General features: G+C 62.0%; 15 protein-coding genes and 1 pseudogene. 6 read left to right on the forward strand and 10 right to left on the reverse strand.

The window, feature by feature from the left end; genetic code table 11:
• Window positions 1-66: 66 nt before the first annotated feature.
• Window positions 67-864 carry an SDR family NAD(P)-dependent oxidoreductase gene (locus ACM62G_RS28025; protein WP_419736131.1) on the reverse strand — a complete coding sequence of 266 codons (798 nt, stop codon included), beginning with the start codon at window positions 862-864 and terminating at the stop codon, window positions 67-69.
• 252 nt (window positions 865-1,116) lie between these two features.
• Between ACM62G_RS28025 and ACM62G_RS28030 the strand changes: the two genes are divergently transcribed.
• Genes ACM62G_RS28030 through ACM62G_RS28050 form a run of 5 tightly spaced genes read left to right on the forward strand, consistent with a single transcriptional unit; the run spans window position 1,117 to window position 6,840 of the window.
• Window positions 1,117-2,349 carry an amino acid deaminase/aldolase gene (locus ACM62G_RS28030; protein WP_419736132.1) on the forward strand — a complete coding sequence of 411 codons (1,233 nt, stop codon included), beginning with the start codon at window positions 1,117-1,119 and terminating at the stop codon, window positions 2,347-2,349.
• 59 nt (window positions 2,350-2,408) lie between these two features.
• Entirely contained in the window at window positions 2,409-3,845 is a 1,437-nt protein-coding gene (locus ACM62G_RS28035; protein ID WP_419736133.1) for a coniferyl aldehyde dehydrogenase, read from the forward strand.
• Between the two features lie 34 nt (window positions 3,846-3,879).
• Window positions 3,880-5,064: an MFS transporter gene (locus ACM62G_RS28040; RefSeq protein ID WP_419736134.1), complete on the forward strand. Its 1,185-nt coding sequence runs from the start codon at window positions 3,880-3,882 to the stop codon at window positions 5,062-5,064.
• Between the two features lie 29 nt (window positions 5,065-5,093).
• Window positions 5,094-5,987, forward strand: a complete 894-nt coding sequence (locus ACM62G_RS28045; RefSeq protein WP_419736135.1) for an SMP-30/gluconolactonase/LRE family protein — start codon at window positions 5,094-5,096, stop codon at window positions 5,985-5,987.
• Window positions 5,988-6,021: 34 nt separating this feature from the next.
• Window positions 6,022-6,840 carry an SDR family NAD(P)-dependent oxidoreductase gene (locus tag ACM62G_RS28050; protein ID WP_419736136.1) on the forward strand — a complete coding sequence of 273 codons (819 nt, stop codon included), beginning with the start codon at window positions 6,022-6,024 and terminating at the stop codon, window positions 6,838-6,840.
• A gap of 133 nt (window positions 6,841-6,973) precedes the next feature.
• Here the strand turns inward: ACM62G_RS28050 and ACM62G_RS28055 are convergent, their stop codons facing one another.
• Entirely contained in the window at window positions 6,974-7,285 is a 312-nt protein-coding gene (locus ACM62G_RS28055; RefSeq protein ID WP_273822784.1) for an SCP2 sterol-binding domain-containing protein, read from the reverse strand.
• A 70-nt stretch (window positions 7,286-7,355) separates the two neighbouring features.
• A complete protein-coding gene (locus ACM62G_RS28060; RefSeq protein WP_419736137.1) occupies window positions 7,356-8,111 on the reverse strand; it encodes a class II aldolase/adducin family protein in 756 nt (251 codons plus the stop codon).
• A 157-nt stretch (window positions 8,112-8,268) separates the two neighbouring features.
• On the opposite strand from ACM62G_RS28060, the gene ACM62G_RS28065 reads away from it, so the two are divergent.
• Window positions 8,269-9,360: an AraC family transcriptional regulator gene (locus tag ACM62G_RS28065; RefSeq protein ID WP_273822781.1), complete on the forward strand. Its 1,092-nt coding sequence runs from the start codon at window positions 8,269-8,271 to the stop codon at window positions 9,358-9,360.
• Between the two features lie 378 nt (window positions 9,361-9,738).
• On the opposite strand, the gene ACM62G_RS28070 is transcribed toward ACM62G_RS28065, so the two are convergent.
• The 7 genes and pseudogenes from ACM62G_RS28070 to ACM62G_RS28100 form a co-directional block, all read right to left on the reverse strand.
• Window positions 9,739-11,190, reverse strand: a complete 1,452-nt coding sequence (locus tag ACM62G_RS28070) for an amidase (RefSeq protein ID WP_419736138.1) — start codon at window positions 11,188-11,190, stop codon at window positions 9,739-9,741.
• Window positions 11,191-11,211: 21 nt separating this feature from the next.
• The gene (locus tag ACM62G_RS28075) at window positions 11,212-12,411 is read right to left on the reverse strand and encodes an MFS transporter (protein ID WP_273822779.1); all 1,200 of its coding nucleotides are present in this window, start codon (window positions 12,409-12,411) and stop codon (window positions 11,212-11,214) included.
• 52 nt (window positions 12,412-12,463) lie between these two features.
• The gene (locus ACM62G_RS28080) at window positions 12,464-13,396 is read right to left on the reverse strand and encodes a SphA family protein (protein ID WP_273822778.1); all 933 of its coding nucleotides are present in this window, start codon (window positions 13,394-13,396) and stop codon (window positions 12,464-12,466) included.
• Window positions 13,397-13,465: 69 nt separating this feature from the next.
• A complete protein-coding gene (locus ACM62G_RS28085) occupies window positions 13,466-14,458 on the reverse strand; it encodes a helix-turn-helix domain-containing protein (RefSeq protein WP_273822777.1) in 993 nt (330 codons plus the stop codon).
• Window positions 14,459-14,650: 192 nt separating this feature from the next.
• Window positions 14,651-16,467, reverse strand: a pseudogene (locus ACM62G_RS28090) (glycosyl hydrolase family 28 protein).
• A 99-nt stretch (window positions 16,468-16,566) separates the two neighbouring features.
• The gene (locus tag ACM62G_RS28095; protein ID WP_419736139.1) at window positions 16,567-17,343 is read right to left on the reverse strand and encodes an ABC transporter ATP-binding protein; all 777 of its coding nucleotides are present in this window, start codon (window positions 17,341-17,343) and stop codon (window positions 16,567-16,569) included.
• Between the two features lie 10 nt (window positions 17,344-17,353).
• Complete coding sequence (locus ACM62G_RS28100; RefSeq protein WP_273822774.1) at window positions 17,354-18,193, reverse strand: ABC transporter ATP-binding protein; 840 nt, start codon at window positions 18,191-18,193, stop codon at window positions 17,354-17,356.
• Window positions 18,194-18,195: the final 2 nt, after the last annotated feature.

Consider the following 18,195-nt stretch of genomic DNA (forward strand, 5'->3'; position numbering starts at 1 on the left):
CTCGTCAACATGGGGAGATTTCAACCTCGGACCCTTTGGACGAGTGGATACTCAGTGAAAGTCGATTTAATCCAGGTCACGGGAAACCACATAAGCGGAGATGTTCCCGGTCAGGGTTCGCGAAGGAGAGAGACGCGCCAACCAGGTGACGATGTTGTTGCTGATACCCGGCATGACCGCCGTGCGACCGGCGAGCATCGCCCGGTAACCGATTTGCGCAATCTCCTCGGGCTCGCTGTAGCCAAGCCTGGCCATGCGTCGCTCATCAACCAGCCCGGCCGCCACGAAAAAATTGGTTCGGGTCGGACCTGGCGCCAGGTGGGTGCAGGTCACACCGGTACCTTTCAGATCATGGGACAGTGACTCGGATACGCTGATGACATAGGCCTTTGATGCGGCATAGGCCGCCTCCAGGCCATGCGGCACGACATACCCCGCCGACGAACTGAGATTGAGCACCCGCCCGTGACCCCGCTCGATCATCGGCCTGACAAAATGCAGGGTCAGCTCCGATAACGTCACGATGTTGAGGTGAAGCATCGCCGTGAGCTGCGCGGCGTCATAGTCCTGATAGGCCAGACCGACGATACCGGCTCCGGCGTTGTTGACCAGGTACTCGATCGGCAACTCCAGCGCGTTGACGTGCGCCACCAGGCGGCCAGCGGCCCCCGGCACCGACAGGTCCTCGCAGAGTGCGTGCACCTTTATGCCGTACTGCTCGGTCAATTCGTCAGCCAGCAGCTCCAGCCTGGCTCGACTTCGTGGGCTGGCGCACAACACCAGACCGACACCATCACGGGCGAACAGCCAGGCCAACTCGCGACCGATCCCTCCCGACGCCCCCGTAATCAATGCGTAGTGCATGACTTCACCTTTGTTCTTGTTGTCGGCTCGTTGCTGGATTCGAGTGTAGGACCGCAAGCCGCCGTCTCCGCATAGGCTCACAGGCCAGTTTGGGGTCAGTTCCGGCCATCCGAACCGGCAGCTTGCTGGCCTGTTCGGACCCCTAGAACGGCCTCCTTCACCCTTGGTCGCGATCCCCCCAGGCTCCTATCCTTGCGCCAGTACAGCGAGGGGCAGCCGCGCCCTCTTCGCTCATTACGCAGAGACAGCCCCATGAGCCGTGTTACACCAACAACAAGCAGATCGATCGGACAGCACACGCACGACTACGCCTATTACCGGACCGTCCTGGCCAATCACGCCTTACCGGCGGCCTTCATTGACCTGGACCATTTCGCCATGAATCTGGAGCGACTGCGCCAGCGCGCGGGCAACTTGCCCATTCGCCTGGTGACCAAATCCGTGCGCTCGGTAGAAATGATTCGCCGAATACTGGCCGCCGGCTCTTTCATGCAAGGTTTGCTCTGCTACAGCGCGGGGGAAGCGGCATGGCTGGCGAGCCAGGGATTCGACGACATTGTGGTCGCCTACCCCAGCGTGGAACCCACTGACATCCGGGCTGTCGCAACGCAACTGCGTTATGGACGCGCTATCACGCTGATGGTCGATAGTATCGAGCAGGTGATGAAGATCAGTCGCATCGCACAGGCCGAGGACGTCGTCATTCCTCTGGCGATCGACCTGGACATGTCTTCGGCCTTCCCCTTCATCCACTTCGGCGTCCATCGCTCACCCATCCATGACGAGACAACCGCGCTGATACTGGCCCGAAAGATTGCCGAACAGCCAGGCGTTGCCCTGCAAGGGCTGATGGGCTACGAGGGACAGATCGCCGGCTTGATGGATGACGTACCGGGAGAGCCTGTCAAAAGTGCAGTGATTCGCCATCTCAAGAAAAAGTCGATTGTGGAGGTCAACGCTCGCCGACAAGCCGTGGTGGACGCCCTGAGGAAAGATGGGCATACGCTGCGATTCGTCAATGGCGGTGGCACCGGCAGTTTTGAAAGCACCCGCCAGGACCGCTCGGTCACCGAGCTCGCCGCAGGCTCGGGCCTCTACGCCCCCACCCTGTTCGATCACTATCGGGCGTTCAAGGTGCTCCCCGCCGCCGGCTTTGCCCTGCCCGTTACCCGCGTCCCCAAAGCGGGTGTGGTGACCTGTTCGGGGGGCGGCTACATCGCTTCCGGACCGATGGGCAAGAACCGCTTGCCACTTCCCTGGCTGCCCGCCGGTTGCCGCCTGCTCGCCAACGAAGCCGCAGGAGAGGTGCAAACCCCCGTGCAACACGCCTTATCGACTTCGCCGGCAACCGGCGACCCCATTCTGTTCCGCCACGCCAAGGCCGGCGAGCTCTGTGAACGCTTCAACGAACTGCTGCTGATTCAAGACGGCCAGATCATCGACACAGTGCGCACTTACAGGGGCGAGGGAAAAAGCTTTTTCTGAACGGCCAGCTCAATCCCCCGCTTGGCCAGCCACTTGCGATCCGCCGATGGAAAACAACAATGAACCAATCAGCCACCCCAGTGACATCACTCCTCGACTCGACCCACGACCTGCAGGCGTTGTTTGACGCCCAAAAAGCAGGCCTGCATCGCGACGGCGCCCCCTCTTACGCAGATCGCATGAGCGCCCTCGATAAACTGGCGCAGATGATCAGAAACAACCGCCAGTCATTGCTTGAGACGGTCTCACAGGACTTCGGCAACCGCTCCTTTGCCGAAACGGAACTGGGCGAATTGATGCCCATCCTCAACAGCATCAAGTATGTCCGCGCGCATCTTAAAAAGTGGATGCGCCCGCACAAGCGCAAGGTCGGTATTGCCTTTCGGCCGGCCAGTGCACAGGTACAGTATCAACCGCTGGGAATCGTGGGCATCCTGGCCCCCTGGAACTACCCCTTGACGCTGACACTGGTGCCCCTGGTTGAGGCCGTTGCCGCCGGTAACCGGGTCATCATCAAGCCCTCGGAACTGACCCCCCGCACGGCCGAACTCCTGAAAACCCTGATCAGCGCGACCTTTCCCACAGATCAGGTGGCCGTCGCGACGGGCGGCCCGGAAGTCGCTGCACAACTGAGCGCTCTGCCCCTGGATCACTTGCTGTTCACAGGCTCGACACGGATCGGTCGGCAGGTCATGGCCGCCGCTGCGCCGAACCTGACCCCCGTCACCCTGGAGCTGGGCGGGAAATCACCCGTCATACTCTGTCGGGACTACCCCATGGAGAAGGCCGCCCGCATTATCGCCATCGGAAAGTTCTTCAATGCCGGGCAGACCTGCGTTGCACCGGACTATGCACTGGTGCCCAATGACTTGACTGAAACCTTCGCCGCCGCCCTGCTTCGCGCCGCCAAGACGCTTTATCCGTCCATTGCCGGCAACCGCGACTACACCTCCATTGTCTCCCAGCGCCACTATGAACGCCTGGATGACCTGATCGAACAGGCTCAATGGGCAGGGGCGAAGGTCTGGCAATTGAACCCGGAGGGTACCCTGCAGGAACGCAAGATCGCTCCCACGATCCTCACCGCGGTCTCGCCCGAGGCCACTGTCATGCGGGAGGAAATATTCGGCCCGATCCTGCCGATCATTGGCTACGACACACTGGAAGAGGCCATCGCCTTCATCAATGAACGCCCCAAGCCCCTGGCCCTCTACGGCTTCTCGATGCAGACGCCAAATATTGAACGGATTCTCGAACAGACCCGCTCCGGCGGCGTGACGATCAATGGCACGATGCTTCATGCCACCCAGGAAGACCTGCCCTTTGGCGGTGTCGGAGAAAGTGGTACCGGCGCCTATCACGGCTACGACGGTTTCGTTCAGATGTCCCACGCCCGCGGTGTACTCAAGATGAGCCGCTTCAACATGTCCCACAGGATCGCGGCGCCGTACGGGAAAATCACACGCCTGGTCACCCGCCTGATGCTCGGAAAGTAATTCGTCCACCCATAACAACAAGCAAGGTGAATCGATGACAGCAGTTCCAGCAGTACCCGCGCTCCGCCCCGAGTTGAGCGCCCGCGTCGTCATGCGACTGGCGCTGGCGTACGCCCTGGCGACCAATGGCCTTGTTCTGACACCCTTTCTGGTGGCCGCCGTCATGCTGCGCTTGCAGCTCGACGAAAGCGTTGCCACACAGATTGCCGGCGTTGAAATACTGGGGTTGGCGCTCAGTTGTGCCGCCATGCCGCGCTGGATTGCCCGCACGTCACACACATTCACGCTGTACGCACTGCTCGGCACCATCGCCGGACAGGCCTGCAGCGCGCTGGCCCCAACACTCACAACCCTCGGCATCGCCCGCGGTTTTACCGGCATCTGCGAAGGCATTCTGTTCGTCATCGTCGCCGCCAGCGTTTCCCAACGCGTCTCGGCAGAGCAACTCTGGGGAAAAATCAATGTGCTGGCAGGGGCGATCAACGGCAGTGTGCTGGTGCTCATTTCCTATTTGCCCCAACAGTGGCTGGGACGCTGGCTATTTGTTTTGTTGGTGGTCGTGGCCGTTCTCTCGGCACCGGCGGTTTACGGGATCGGGCGATTGACCGGCCAGGTGGCTGAGCCCCGTCCGCGCCGCAAAATACCGATCCGCCTGGTCCTGGCCGTCTGGGCCGTGACGGTATTGATTTACGGCGCCCAGGCCTCGCAGTGGGCCGTTTCCGGCATTGTCGGCAATCAGGCCGGACTTTCCCCCTCCTTGATTGGCGTCCTCTTGTCGGTGTCCTCCCTGATAGGTTTTGCCGGGGCCATCATCCCCTCGCATCGCGCCAGCCATCAGCATCGACTGGCACTCATCTGGCTCGCCCAACTCGCCCTGATTGGCTCAATCCTCTGCTTCTTCCGTGCCACCGACGGCTGGTCCTACTTCCTCAGTCAACTGGCTCTGAACTGTTCGTTCTTCGCGATCATCCCCTTCATGAGCGGACTGCTTTCGGAGGTCGACCCCGATGGTTCCCTGGTCTCACGTACCGTGGTCGTCACCTTCCTGGGTGCCGGGCTCGGCACCGGGGTGGCCGGTGCGCTGTTCGACCAGTTTGGCGGCGTCTACTTCTCATATGGGCTGGGCCTGAGCATCGCCGCCGCACTGCCCTTCGTCTGGTGGTCGCTTCGCGGCAACGCCTCTCTCGCCCGTAGTACCACGTCACCGTCCCTCAATTGACGGCCCCTTCACTACCAGGAGATCACTCAGTGAACGTTATCGAGATCCCCGTCACCCCCTGCATTGATGTCCCTCTGGCACTGGGAGAAAGTCCCGTATGGGATGACGAGCGCGAAGTGCTCTGGTTCGTCGATATCGACGCGCCAGCGCTCTTGAGTTTCAACCCGCTCACCCGCGAGTTGATGCGTTTCGACATGCCATCGCCCATCGGTTGTGTCGGCCTGAGCCACGACGGCCGACTGATCACCGGTCTCAAGTCCGGGGTCCATCTCTTCGACCCACAGACCCGGGAGCTGCAGTTTCTGGTCAACCCGGAAGCGGATCGTCCCGACAACCGCCTCAATGATGGCAAGGTGGGCCCCGACGGGTGCTTCTGGGTGGGCAGCATGGATCAAAACAGCATCAACACGACGGGCGCCCTCTACCGAGTGACGCCCGAAGGGCAGTGCACCCGCGTGCTGGACAACCTTTTTGTCTCCAATGGCCTGGCCTGGAGTCCGGACCACCGCACGCTCTATCACACTGATGGTACGACTTCGGCGATCAACGCCTACGACTTCAATCCCGTCAGCGGCGAGCTGTCCAATCGGCGAGTCCTGGTGACACTCGACTACGAACAGACCGGCTGGCCAGACGGCGCCGCCATGGACAGTGCCGGTCACTACTGGAGTGCCGGAATCTACCGAGGAATGATCAATCAGATCTCGGCTGATGGGCAGCTGTTGCGCAGCCTGCAGATGCCCGTGCAGGGAACCACCATGGCGTGTTTCGGCGGTAAAGACGGCCGCACGCTGTTCATCACCTCCCTGACAGTCGAGCTCGACGACCAGGAGCAGGCGGGCACCCTGCTCTCTTGCGAACTCGATGTCCAGGGCACGCCGGCATTCAGGTTCGGAAAGCCTGCAACCCCCGCCTCCCACTGATCCAACCCCATCAAGCGGGTACAGGAAAAACATCATGAAAAAGAAGAAACCACAGGTGATCCTGCTGACCGGCGCCGCCAGCGGTATCGGTGCTGCCAGCGCCAGACATGCCATTTCCCTGGGCTACAACGTCATACTCGCCGATATCAATCTCAAGGGTGCGAAGGCGCTGGCGACGTCCCTGGGTGAACGGGCCCACGCCATCGAGCTGGACATCTGTTCGGCGAGCCAGTGGGAGCGCGCACTCGATACCGCGTACCAGCACTTCGGCCAGCTCGACATTCTGATCAACAATGCCGCCATCGTCTGCACCGGTTACGCCCGGGACGTGTCCCTGGAACAGCACCAACGGACCCTGAACACCAACTTCATGGGCCCGCTCACCGGCACCCTGGCGACCCTCAAGCGCTTCCGCGAGCAAGGCCATGGCCACGTGGTCACCGTGTGCAGCATGACCGCTTTCATGCCCTTCCCGGGCATCGCCAGCTATGGGGCGTCCAAACAGGCACTGCGGGCATTCCATCATGCACTCGCCCTGGAGGAGCGGCATGGGCCCGTGCACTTCACCATCCTGCACCCGACGTCCACCGAAACCCCGATGCTGGAACAGGAGGCCAAGGACGATGCCGCCTCGTTCGCCTTCGCCACAGAGTCGGTAAGCCCTGAGTTCGTCGCGGAAACACTGTTCAAGGCGATCAAGAAAAAGTCGATCGAAGTGTTCATGCCACCCGAGCAGGCCCGTGCTATCCGCATGCTCGGCACTGATCCGAAAAAGCTGCGCGGCCTGTTCGACACCATGGAAGAAATCGGTAAGCAGACCCAGCAGGCACGACGCTCCGCATCCGTCCTGTAAATCGGCGCCGGTGTCTGGCCGGCGCGTGCGGCGATAAACAAAAACCGCAGGATCCTCTGTCACGAGGTCCTGCGGTTCTGGGCGTTTGGGTTCAGTGCCGTGACCCGCTCACGGCACCGGGGTAGCGCCTGGCTTATCCGCGCTGGAACACCGGCAGCCATTGCAGGGCCGCTCCCGGGTCCCCCTTGATCTTGATCTTGCCCTGCATGAAGGCCACCGGCGCATTCAGCTTGCCAGCGATCAGACCTTCAAAATCCTTGCGCGAAATGGTGATCGTGGTATCGGCCTCGATATCGTCATTGCTCACGGTGGAGCCCGATACCGAAATAAAACCGACGTCCTTGAGACTGACTTTCAGGCTCGTGGCAGGGGTAGGACCGCTGGCAATTGACGCCTTGAATTTTTCGGTCACTTCAGTGAGATATTCCATTTTGAGATACTCCAATGCGAGATGTTCGATGCTCGAAAATCCCGGGGTGAATGAATGGTTGAATGGCTGGACCGCAACAGAACGGTTAGGACCGGTAGTCCGAAGCAAGGCGGTCCAGCTTGCGCAGAAGGGCCGGCCAGACGAAGCCTCCGCCCATGCCTTCGGTCTGAACCCGCGCAGCATCGGCAACGCCCTCGATAATGCGCGGATCAATGGCAAGCAGATCGCCGCCGGCTTGCGCGGCCAACTGGATCTGACAGGCGCTTTCGAAGATGTACATCGCCAGAAAGGCATCGGCGATGCTCTGGCCGACGGTGAGCAACCCGTGATTACGCAGCATCAGGAAACTGCCTGCGCCCAGGTCCGCCTGCAAACGCGGCTTTTCCTCATCACGAAGCGCCACGCCCTCGTAATCGTGGTAACCGAGGCCTGCGAGGACAAAGGACGCCTGCTGCGAGACGGGCAACAGGCCGCCGCGTTGTGCACTGACGCCGACACCAGCCCGGGTATGGGTGTGAAGCACACACTGGACATCGGCACGTGCCGCATGAACGGCGCTGTGAATGACAAAACCCGCCTTGTTGACCGTAAACCCCGACTCACGGACCTGGTTACCCTCCTGGTCCACCAGCACCAGCGACGAGGCCGTGATTTCGTCAAAGAGCAACCCGTACGGGTTGATCAGGAAGTGATGTTCGGGGCCGGGGAGACGAGCACTGATATGCGTGAATACCAGGTCCGTCCAGCCATACAGGGCCACCAGCCGATAGCAGGCTGCCAAGTCACATCGCAGTTGCCACTCCTGTTCACTCACATGAGCCTTGAGCGAAGGGATGTTCATACAATCTCCTTACCTTTTCGGGTTCTTATTGTGCTGTTCACCTCAGTTCTGCCCGGTAAGCATAAAGCGATACCCCGTTCAGCCCTGTCGCTCAAACGGACAGCTGAGAGTCTTTTCAGGTCAGCATCGATATCCGGCAGACGACCTCGAAAAAAACGTGGCACAACGCCCCAAACAGGCACATCAAAACCGTCGAAAGGCTTTAGAATCTGAAGAAAAAAAGGACATCCCGATGGACGGTTCAGCTCATTACACCCAGGCCAACCTGCATGTTTACCTGCTGCGCTGCCTCGCCGGCATGAGCAAGGACTTCGGGATTGAGCCGACGCGCCTGTGCATGGGGTTGGGGTTCGACATAGCAGACCTCTCCAACCCCGATTGTCGTGTCTCGTTTCGCCAGGCCAGTTCGATGATTCGTCGGGCACTGGACATGACCAAAGGTCGGGAGCGTGGCCTGGGGCTTGATATCGGCTGCAATGAAACCATCGGTTCCATAGGCCTGGTCGGCTATGCGATGCTCACCAGTCCGACACTAGGCGAGGCCATCAACCTCGGCATCAAGATGCAGAGCCATGCCGGAACCTTGTTGCAACTGGATCGTATCGATAGCCCCAGCCACATCTCGATTCGCGCCAGCAACTTCTTTCACGAACCCGACCTGCAGACATTCCTGATCGAGGAAACCTTCGGCACCTTTCTGAACCTGGTGCGCACCCTGGTCGGGGATGCCTTCAACCCAAGCTCCATCGACTTGAGCTATTCGAAACCGCCCTACTCGGCCCAATACGATCAAGTCTTCAAATGCCCGGTGCGTTACGAACAGAAGGACAACCTGTTCACCTGTGAAGCCCATTGGGCCGACAAACCAATCGCGACCTACGATCCGCTCAGTCACCGCCAGGCCCTGGAGTTCCTCCAGATGAGCGTGACTCGGCAATCGGCGGAAAACGAGTTCATCGAGTCGATCGAGCGAATCGTGCGCCGTGACCTGCGCCAGCCCCCTGCCCTGGCCACCGTCGCCACGCAGTTGTGCATGAGTGACCGGACGTTGCGCCGACGATTGGCGGACCAGGGGCGGTCCTATCAGAATGTGCTCGATACGGTCCGTAAACAGCGAGCGCTCGCGCTGCTGAGCAATTCGCGCCTGACGATTGAAGAAGTTGCTTATGAAGTGGGCTTCAGCGACGCGCACAATTTCCGTCGGGCCTTCAAGCGATGGACCGGACATGGGCCACGACAAGCCCATTGACCTTCACTGGCGCCCCGTGAGTCGTTGACGTCAAGTCTCTCTTGGCTGCCCCGGCGCCGTTACGGGGCGTCGAATCGTCCGGACGCGTGAACGCCTTCCAGACAGACGCCCAGTCCTCGATCAGTTGCGCCGTCACCAGCAACGGCCAGGGGAATCGCGCTTACAGCGCGGACTGCTCCAGCCAATAGGCTTCGGCAGCCCCTTCTATCAGGCAAGGGATAGCCTGACAGAAGGACCGCTACCGCGAGCCTGTGCTCGCCCGGTCGCTGAACAATACCGTTCAGGCGCGCGGACTCGCGCGCAGAATGGAAGGTTCCTCGCCACGGTACAGCGCCTCGACCGAGTCCGCACGCCCGTGCTGCCAGGCTTCACCGCAAGTCAACGCATGCAGGCATTGATCGGCGGCACACGGGCCCGCCAGGGCCGGGCCTGTTCCAGCTGCGCGGCCAGCGCCAGCAGCGTGGCTTCATCGCCAAAGCGGCCGGCGAAGTGCGCCCCCATCGGCAAGCCTTGTGCGCTCCAGTGCAACGGCACCGACATCGCTGGCTGCCCACTGGCGTTGAACAAGGCGGTGAAGGGGGAATAACTGTGAAAGCGCTCGATCAGCTCGGCAAGGCTCAGGCGGTCGTCGCGCAGGTCCAGCTCGCCGATCTCCACCGGCTCGCGGGCCAGGGTCGGGCTGAGGATCAGGTCGTAATCCTGCATGAACGTTGCCAATTGCCGGCCAAGGGCATGGATCCATTCGACCGCTGCCGCATACTGCGCACCACTGACACCGCCCTTTTCCCGCAGAATGATGCGCGTGCGGACTTCCAGTTCCTCCGACGGCACGGGCGCCCCGCGCATGCGCGCCAACAGTTCGAGATAGTTTTGTGTGCTGGCACCGATGATGGTGAAGACCTGATCGAGAAACTCGGGGATCACCACCGGCAAGCGAGCTGGCTCGATCCGATGTCCCAACGACTGGCACAAGCTCGCCGCCTGGCGCACGGCCTCCAGACTCTGCGCGGAGGTCCCCCAGGGCCCGACCTCCTCCACCAGGGCAATCCGCAGTGGCCGCGGCGCCTGCTCCAGAGCCGTCACATAGGGCCGTGCATGAAGCGGCGCGGCGTAGGGGGCCCCCAGGTCGATACCGGCAGTGGCATCCAGCAACGCGGCACTGTCACGCACCGACAAGGTGATGCAATGGTTGGTGCCCATGCCCGCCCACCCCTCGCCGACCATGGGGCCGGACGGCAGCAGGCCGCGGCTGGGCTTGAAACCGAAGACACCACAACAGGACGCCGGCACCCGCAAGGAGCCCCCGCCATCGTTGCCATGGGCAAAAGGCACAACCCGTGCAGCGACCAGGGCTGCGGCTCCGCCGCTGGAGCCACCGGCGCTGCGGTCGCGGTTCCAGGGATTGCGAGTGGCCCCCAAACGGGTGGACTCGGTGGTGTACGAGCTACCGAACTCCGGCGCCGTGCTGGTGCCGACGATCAGACATCCGGCCCGTCGCAGACGGGTCACCACCTCTGCCTCGAAATCGGCACGCGCCCCACCCAGGGCCAGCGAGCCGTTGGTCATAGCCGCCCCGCGTACCGGTGCAAACAGGTCCTTGATCAAGGTCGGCACACCGGCAAACGCCCCCGCACGAGCCCCAGGCTCCAGGGCCGTCTCGCGGGCACTCTCATAAAGCCGCTCGGCAACGGCATTGAGCGTTGGCTCGACCCGCTCCAGGCGTTCGATCACCGCGTCGAGCAATTCCACGGGCTGCACCTCCCCCCCCCTGACATGGGCGGCCAGGCCGGTGGCGTCTTCCTTGTCCAACAACTGTTGGATGTCTTGCATGCTGGATACTCCCGATCTATTTCAATGACGAATGGCTGGAGGGGTGAGGTCGCCCGACCGGCGGCCCAGCAAGGCAGCCGTTCCCCATAGCAGCGCGACAGCAAAGCTGGCAAAGGCCAACCACCCAACGACGTGGCGCAGGTCCCCGGCAAACGCCCCCAGTGCGGCCACGGCCAGGGGGCTGACAAACTGGCCGAAATACAGGCAGGCGGTGAAACCGCCCAACCCTCGGCCGCGGGTTCGCGCACTCAGCGATGCCATCACCGGTGCCATGGCATTGGGCACCAGCAGTCCGGCCCCCAGCCCATGAATCAATACCGCCAGTAACACCGCGTTGTAGCTCTGCGCTTGCATGAGCAGCCACAACCCGGCCCCCATCAGCACCAGCAGCACCGTGTTGGTCCCGGCGATGCCCAGGAATCGCCGCAACAACGGCCAGGCCAGCGAGCCACCGAGCGTTGCCAGCAGGCCCAGCCCCGCGGACAGACCGATCAGGGTGCTGGATGTGACCCCGAGGCCGACCAGCAGAATGGGGGTCTGTACCGGCACCACGAAGCTCAGGACCATGCCACCGAGAATCAGCAGGTAGCCCAGGGCCAGCGGCACCACGGCGACCCGCTCCGTGTCCTGAATCTGCGTGGCAGGCTGGGTGCGCAAGGGCTCCCACAGCACTTTCATCATCGCCGGCACCAGCAACAGCGGCAGCAGGTACAGAAGGAACGGGAGGCGCCAGGACTGCTCGCCCAGGGCACCGCCAAGGACGAAGAACAGCGCACCGACCAGACCGATGGTCACCACCTGCCGATTGATGTAGCGCAGCCGTTCCTCGCCCTGCCAATAGTCGGCGATCAGGGTGGCGCAACAGGTCATCACCGCCGCCTCGGCCAAGCCGAACAACAGGCGCACGACGACAATCGACTGCAGGTCGGCGAGCAGCGCCGGCAGCGCACCGAGCAACGCGTAGAGCACCGTGGCCAGCACCAGCAGTGCCTTGCGCCCCAGCCGATCGGCCAGCCAACCGGCCAAGGGCGCACAGAGGGCTATCGCCAGTGCAGGCCCGGTCACGGCCAACGGCACAAGAAGATCCGCCTGGGGATTGAGCGGCCCAAATTCGGCGCCCAGCTTGGGCAGGATCGGCGCGATCATCACCGACCCCATGATGGTCAGGCTGCTGCCCAGCATCAGCACCAGACCTTCACGACGTCCCGTGGCCTGACGCATACCAGGCGCCACCAGGCTCGTGGCAGAATGCACATAAGTCATGGTTCGGCCCTCAGAAGCTTTGCGAAACGCGCAGGGAGACGGTGTAGCCTTCGGCACGGTTGGTGGCGCCCTGCTCCTTGTAGACATGCAACCAGACAGGCGGCAACCCCGGCTTGAAGTAGCTCACCGCTGGCCCCAATGCCATTACCCGGGCACGGTTGCCGCTGCTCAGACCCGGCGCATCGTCATCGCTGAGCTGGCGGTAGTAGTAGCCGCCGATACCCGCGGTCCACGGGCCGAAGTGTTGGCCCACGGCGAACTCATGCCGGTACTCCGCCCCGTTCCTGTAGTCGGTCGCCTGGTTGCGCGTGTTGACATCCACCTCGAAGCTCGACGACACCTCGAAACCGGTATCGCTGAGGTAGGTGGCATTGACGATGGGAGAAAAGGTCCAGTGATTGAGACCGGGAGACACCAACCGGTTCTTGTCGTAGTCGCCCGTGGGCGCCTGGACCTGGAACTGGGTGTTGACGAAAAGGTTGGGTGACAGGTTCCACTGCAGGATCAGCGGCAGGAACTGCACGTCGGCCAGACGGAACGGATCGGCCGCAAGCTTCAGAGGCCCCCCCGGAGTGGGCACTTCGAGGGAGGCGTCCATCTTGAAGAAGGGCACCACCGTCCCGAAACCGTATTGGGCCCCCAGCACCGTGTAGTCGGTCATCCGCATGTAGGCTAGACCGATGGAAAGCACATCCAGGGAGAAGTTGTTGTCCACCGACCGCCCGTGTCGGTCCTTCTGCACATGGGTCGAATAGAAGGACGTACGCAGGCCCACGGTGCCGAACGGCGTGGCCGGTGGCATCATCCCCGCACCGAAGTCATAGACCCCCACGGCCGTGGTCGGCGAGCCGTTTTCCGTCGCCTGCACGGTACTGCACATACCGCACAAACCCAGGGTGAACAAGGTGATGCGGCTGAGATTTGAATTCTTGTCGTGACTCATCGAATGCCCCTCCCAATCAAATGGTGTGGGCCATCCTAGTAACGCTGCCGATAGACAAGTTATCCGATTTCAGCACACTTGATGACGGCGCAAGGTTTGCGATGGCGTCTCGCCGAACAGGGTCCGATAGTCGTGAGCGAAGCGGCTCAGATGCCAGAAGCCCCAGCGCGCCGCCATCTCCTGCACCCCTTGCCCATACGGACCGTCACGCAGCTCACGACGCACCGCATTGAGGCGCAACGCCCTCAGATATGCCACCGGATTGATGCCGAGTGTCTCCTGGAAACAATACTGGAGCTTGCGTCGACTGGCACCGATGTGATTGCACAGGTCGAGGATCGACAGGGGCTCATCCAGATGGCCGAGGGCATACTCCCTGGCCCGATCAACCATGCGCTTGCGCGCCGTAGGACTCAAGGGTGGGGCCTGGTCCGGCGCCACCAACTCCAGCAACTGGACCATGACCGCATCGCGCAGTCCCTGTCGCACCGCCGCATGAGCCAGCAGGTTGTCGTCTGCCTGGGCGGCCACGTCCAGCTCATCGAGGAGCAGCTTCAGCTCACCTTGCAACGAGGTTGTTCCCAAACGGTAACACTTGGGAAGATCAGTAATTCGAAAACGGGCGCCCTGGCGCTCCAGCAGATGCTCGAACACCTCGATCTCAACCGCCACACCCAACAGGTCCAGATGCGCGGGCGTGCGCAAGTCCGGCAGGTGATCACCATGGGCCACCAACAGGCTCGGCTCATGGATCGGATGGCCGGCGCAGAACACCGGGCCCTGGGAACTGAGCGGCACGCTGAAGGTGATCGCCCCTTCCCAGGCGTTGCCACTCTTGAGCATGGACTGATTGGAACAGTCGCGCACCAACTGCATCCAGCCCGCGCGGAACTCGATCAACTCGCCCTCGAAGCGCCCCGGCGTCAGCTGGTCATACCGCACCTCCCAGCCCCCCATGTTCCTGGCGTGCTGATCGATGTCGCACGTGTGATGGCGATGGATCGCTGAAGGTAAGCCCGCCATGGCGGTGCCTTTTTCCAGACCTGAGTTATTGTTGTTCATCGGCGGATCCTGTTGAGCCCACAAAGCCTACAGGCAGCGAAACAGGCAAGTTCCATTCCTTCACATCGACCGCCGGGGCAATTGTGCCGAAAACGGCTAGGCCCCTACACGACAAACCGCCAGCAGGCGGTTTTCAGCGGCCCGGCCCAAGCTCGAAACGGGCTCGGGCTTGAGCCGGCCAGACATGCTGAGCTACAGGGGAGCCGGCTGCACCTCCTTGAAGGTCAGCCCCTGACTGTTCTTGACCTGCCAGGGATTGCCCCCTCGGTCTGGCTGAACACCACCTGGTCGAAGCGTGAATCCTTCAAGCCATCAATGTTCGCCTTGGCCGGACCGCTGAAACGTACCCGTTCGAAAACCAGGCCCTGGTGGTAGGCATTGCCCTGGCTGTCACCCTTGACCTCGATCGCCGCAAGCTTGGCCTGCTCGACGCTGACATCGCTGACGTGAATATCCCTGAACTGCCCGGGGATCGCGGAGCGCGTATAGTCGAGCTTGGCGTTCGGATCGTTGTAGTCGAGGGTGAAGATGAACCCCTGCTTGACGGTATTGCGAATCGCCGAATCGCGGAAAATGACATTACGCGCCCCGCCACCCATGAAGTTGGTGCTCTTCATGCGCAAGCCGGCATCGGTGCCGTCGGAAACATTGTCTTCGGCCAGGATGTTCTGTATCCAGGCGCCAGTGTGGCTACCAGCGACCACCATGCCGTGCCCCTTGCGAAAGTAGTTGTTGAAGATCCAGGCCTCTTCCTGGGGCTTTTGGTGCACCGCCTCGGCCCCCGTGCCAGCGGCGAAGTTGACGCAATCGTCGCCCGTGTCGAAGAAGTTGTTGAAGACCATCGCGCCCTTGCTGTTGGCGAACTCGACGCCATCGCCGTTGTTCGCGTCGTAGGTCTTGTGCGTGGTGTTGGCCAGCACCACATTCTCGGTTTCCAGGTTCATGATGCCGTGGTAGGCCGGGTTGACCACGGTGAAACCGCCATAGAAGACATTCTTCACATCACGCAGGGTGATCAGCGACGAACGCATCTGCCCGTAGGCGTCCTTGACGTTCATGCCACGGGCCAAGGCCTGCTCCACCTGGGCCCTGGCGAGGATGCCGTCCTGCATGTAGCGGGTATTGTCACTGGGTATATAGAACGGCAACGCCTGGCCACGCTCGTCGATCACGTCCGCCCGCCGCTTCCAGCCATTGCCGTCAATGGTGCCCTTGCCGACGATGCGGATGTTCTCGAACGTCTGGTGCTCCTTGGGATTGCGCGGCAAGGCGTTGATCAGCGAGGCCGGACGCACCGTCGTGGAATACGGGTACTGGATGTAGCCCGCCAGCGGATAGTCTTCGGCGCGCTCGGAACCGAGCAGCGTGGCGCCTTCGGCGATTTCCAGGGTCATGTTGCTTTTGAGATACAGCGCACCACTCTTGTAGGTGCCCTTGGGCAGCAGCACCTTGCAGCCGACGGTGCACGCATCGATGGCATTCTGGATGGCCTGGGTATCGAGGCTGCTGCCATCTCCCTTGGCCCCATAGTTTCTGACGTTGAACACCGGCGCCACCTTGCTGGTGCGTTGCACCAGCGCCGGGCTGTCGGCAGACTCCTGGCCGTCGCTGCCCACCGAACGCACGGTGAAACGGTACTGCGTGTCCGGCTTCAGGCCTTCAGCGGTATAGCTGTGGATGCCGATGCGGTAATGAAAGTTGCTCGTGTCCTGCTCGTAGAAGCGGTCGATGTAAGGCTTGGCCGGCGAAACCCGGTCGTTGTTCGCGTTGCTGCCGCCCAGCAGGACACCGTTGGCATAGACCCGATAGTCGCGGATATCAGCGTGATCGGCGGGTTTCTCCCAGACCAGGATGATCTGCTGGTCATCGACGGCCAGGGTCGGCACCTGCAATCGCGACGGTGGCTGCAGCGCCCATGACGGCAGGCTGCACCCCAGCGCCAGTGCGGCGAGTCCCAGGCGCGCCAAAGGGTGGCGCGACGAAACGGCAAAAGGGTCTTGGTACGACATGTGGTTTTCCTTGTTTTTATCCATCATCACACCAGGACGCCCGACCTGTGGGTCGAGGCCGAGCACCCGGTTTCCTTGAAATGCCGCCGCAATGGCGGCTCACCCGACCCGTTCGTAGCCGGCCGCCTGGCTGAAGTCCCGGCTGGCCTGCACCAGCATCCGGGTGTACGCATGGGACGCCAGGTCCTGGCTCAGGGCCGGGCAGTCGAGCGACTCGACGATCCGGCCCTGCTGCATCACGGCCACCCGATCACAGAGGTGCGTGACCACGCCGAGGTCGTGAGTCACCATCAGGTAGGTGAGTTTTTCCCGCTGCCGCAGGTCTGCCAGCAGGTTGAGGATTTCCGCCTGCACCGACACGTCCAGCGCCGAGGTCGGCTCATCCAGCAACAGCACCCGCGGTTCGAGGATCAGAGCCCGGGCGATCGCCACCCGCTGTCGCTGGCCGCCGGACAACTGGTGCGGATAGCGGTAGCGGAAGGTTTCGTTCAGGCCAACCTTGAGCAGGATCTCGTTGATCCGGTCATCCTTGTCGGCAATCGCGTGGATGATCAACGGCTCGCGCAGGGCCGTATCGATGGTGTGACGCGGGTGCAGCGAGCCATAGGGGTCCTGAAACACCATCTGCACCTGGCGAAAGTGCGCCTTGGGAATCTTGTGCTGCAGCGGCACCCCGGCAATGCTCAGGTCACCGCTCCAGTGCCGATACTGCCCGGCCAGGCAGCGCAGCACCGTGGTCTTGCCCGACCCGGACTCCCCCACCAGGCCAAAGGATTCGCCATCGGCGACGTCGATGCAGACATCGTGCAGTACCTGGTTGGCCGTCGGACCGGCGCCGAAACTCAGGTTCAGCGAGTGTGCTTGGATCATGGTCATGGTCGGGTCCTCAGCAGGTCAGCCAGAGCGGGTCGCGTTGCAGCACCGGCAGCCGCTCACGGCGGTTGTCCATGCTCGGCAACGCGGCCAGCAGGCCACGGGTATAGGGGTGTTGGGCGTGATCCAGATCGCAGGCGGCCAGCGACTCGACCACCCGCCCGGCATACATCACCAGGACCCGGTCACAGTAATGGCGTACCAGATTGAGGTCGTGACTGACGAAAATCAGCCCCAGCTCCTGTTGCTCCACCAGCTCTTCCAGCACGCTGAGCACCTGCTGGCGCACCGAAACGTCAAGGGCCGAGGTCGGTTCATCGGCGATAAGCACCTGCGGACGGGTAATGACCATCATCGCGATCATGATGCGCTGACCCATCCCACCCGAGACCTCGTGCGGATAGAGGTTGTAGACCCGCTGCGGATCACGGATGTGCACCTTTTCCAGCATCTCCATGACCCGCTCGCGGGCCTCGCCGCGGCTGGCCTTGTGATGCGCCAGGTAGGCTTCGGCGATCTGGTCGCCGACCTTCACCACCGGGTTCAGCGAATACTTGGGGTCTTGCATGATCATCGAGATGCGCTGGCCGCGGATCGACTGCATGACCTTTTCGCTGGCCGAGAGCAGATCGATCTCGCCGAAACGCATGGCCCGGGCCGTGATCTTCGCGCTGGCCGGGTGCAACTTGAGCAGGCTGCGCCCGACCGTCGACTTGCCCGAACCGGACTCGCCGACGATGGCGAGCTTTTCCCGGCCCAGGGTGAACGACACGTCACGCACCGCATGGGTTTCTTTCTGACCGTTGACGAAGCGCACATTGAGCCCTTCGACCTTCAATTTGATGGCAGACATAC

This window comes from Pseudomonas sp. COR18, from assembly GCF_048568395.1.
Taxonomy (GTDB): Bacteria; Pseudomonadota; Gammaproteobacteria; order Pseudomonadales; family Pseudomonadaceae; genus Aquipseudomonas; species Aquipseudomonas fuscovaginae_B.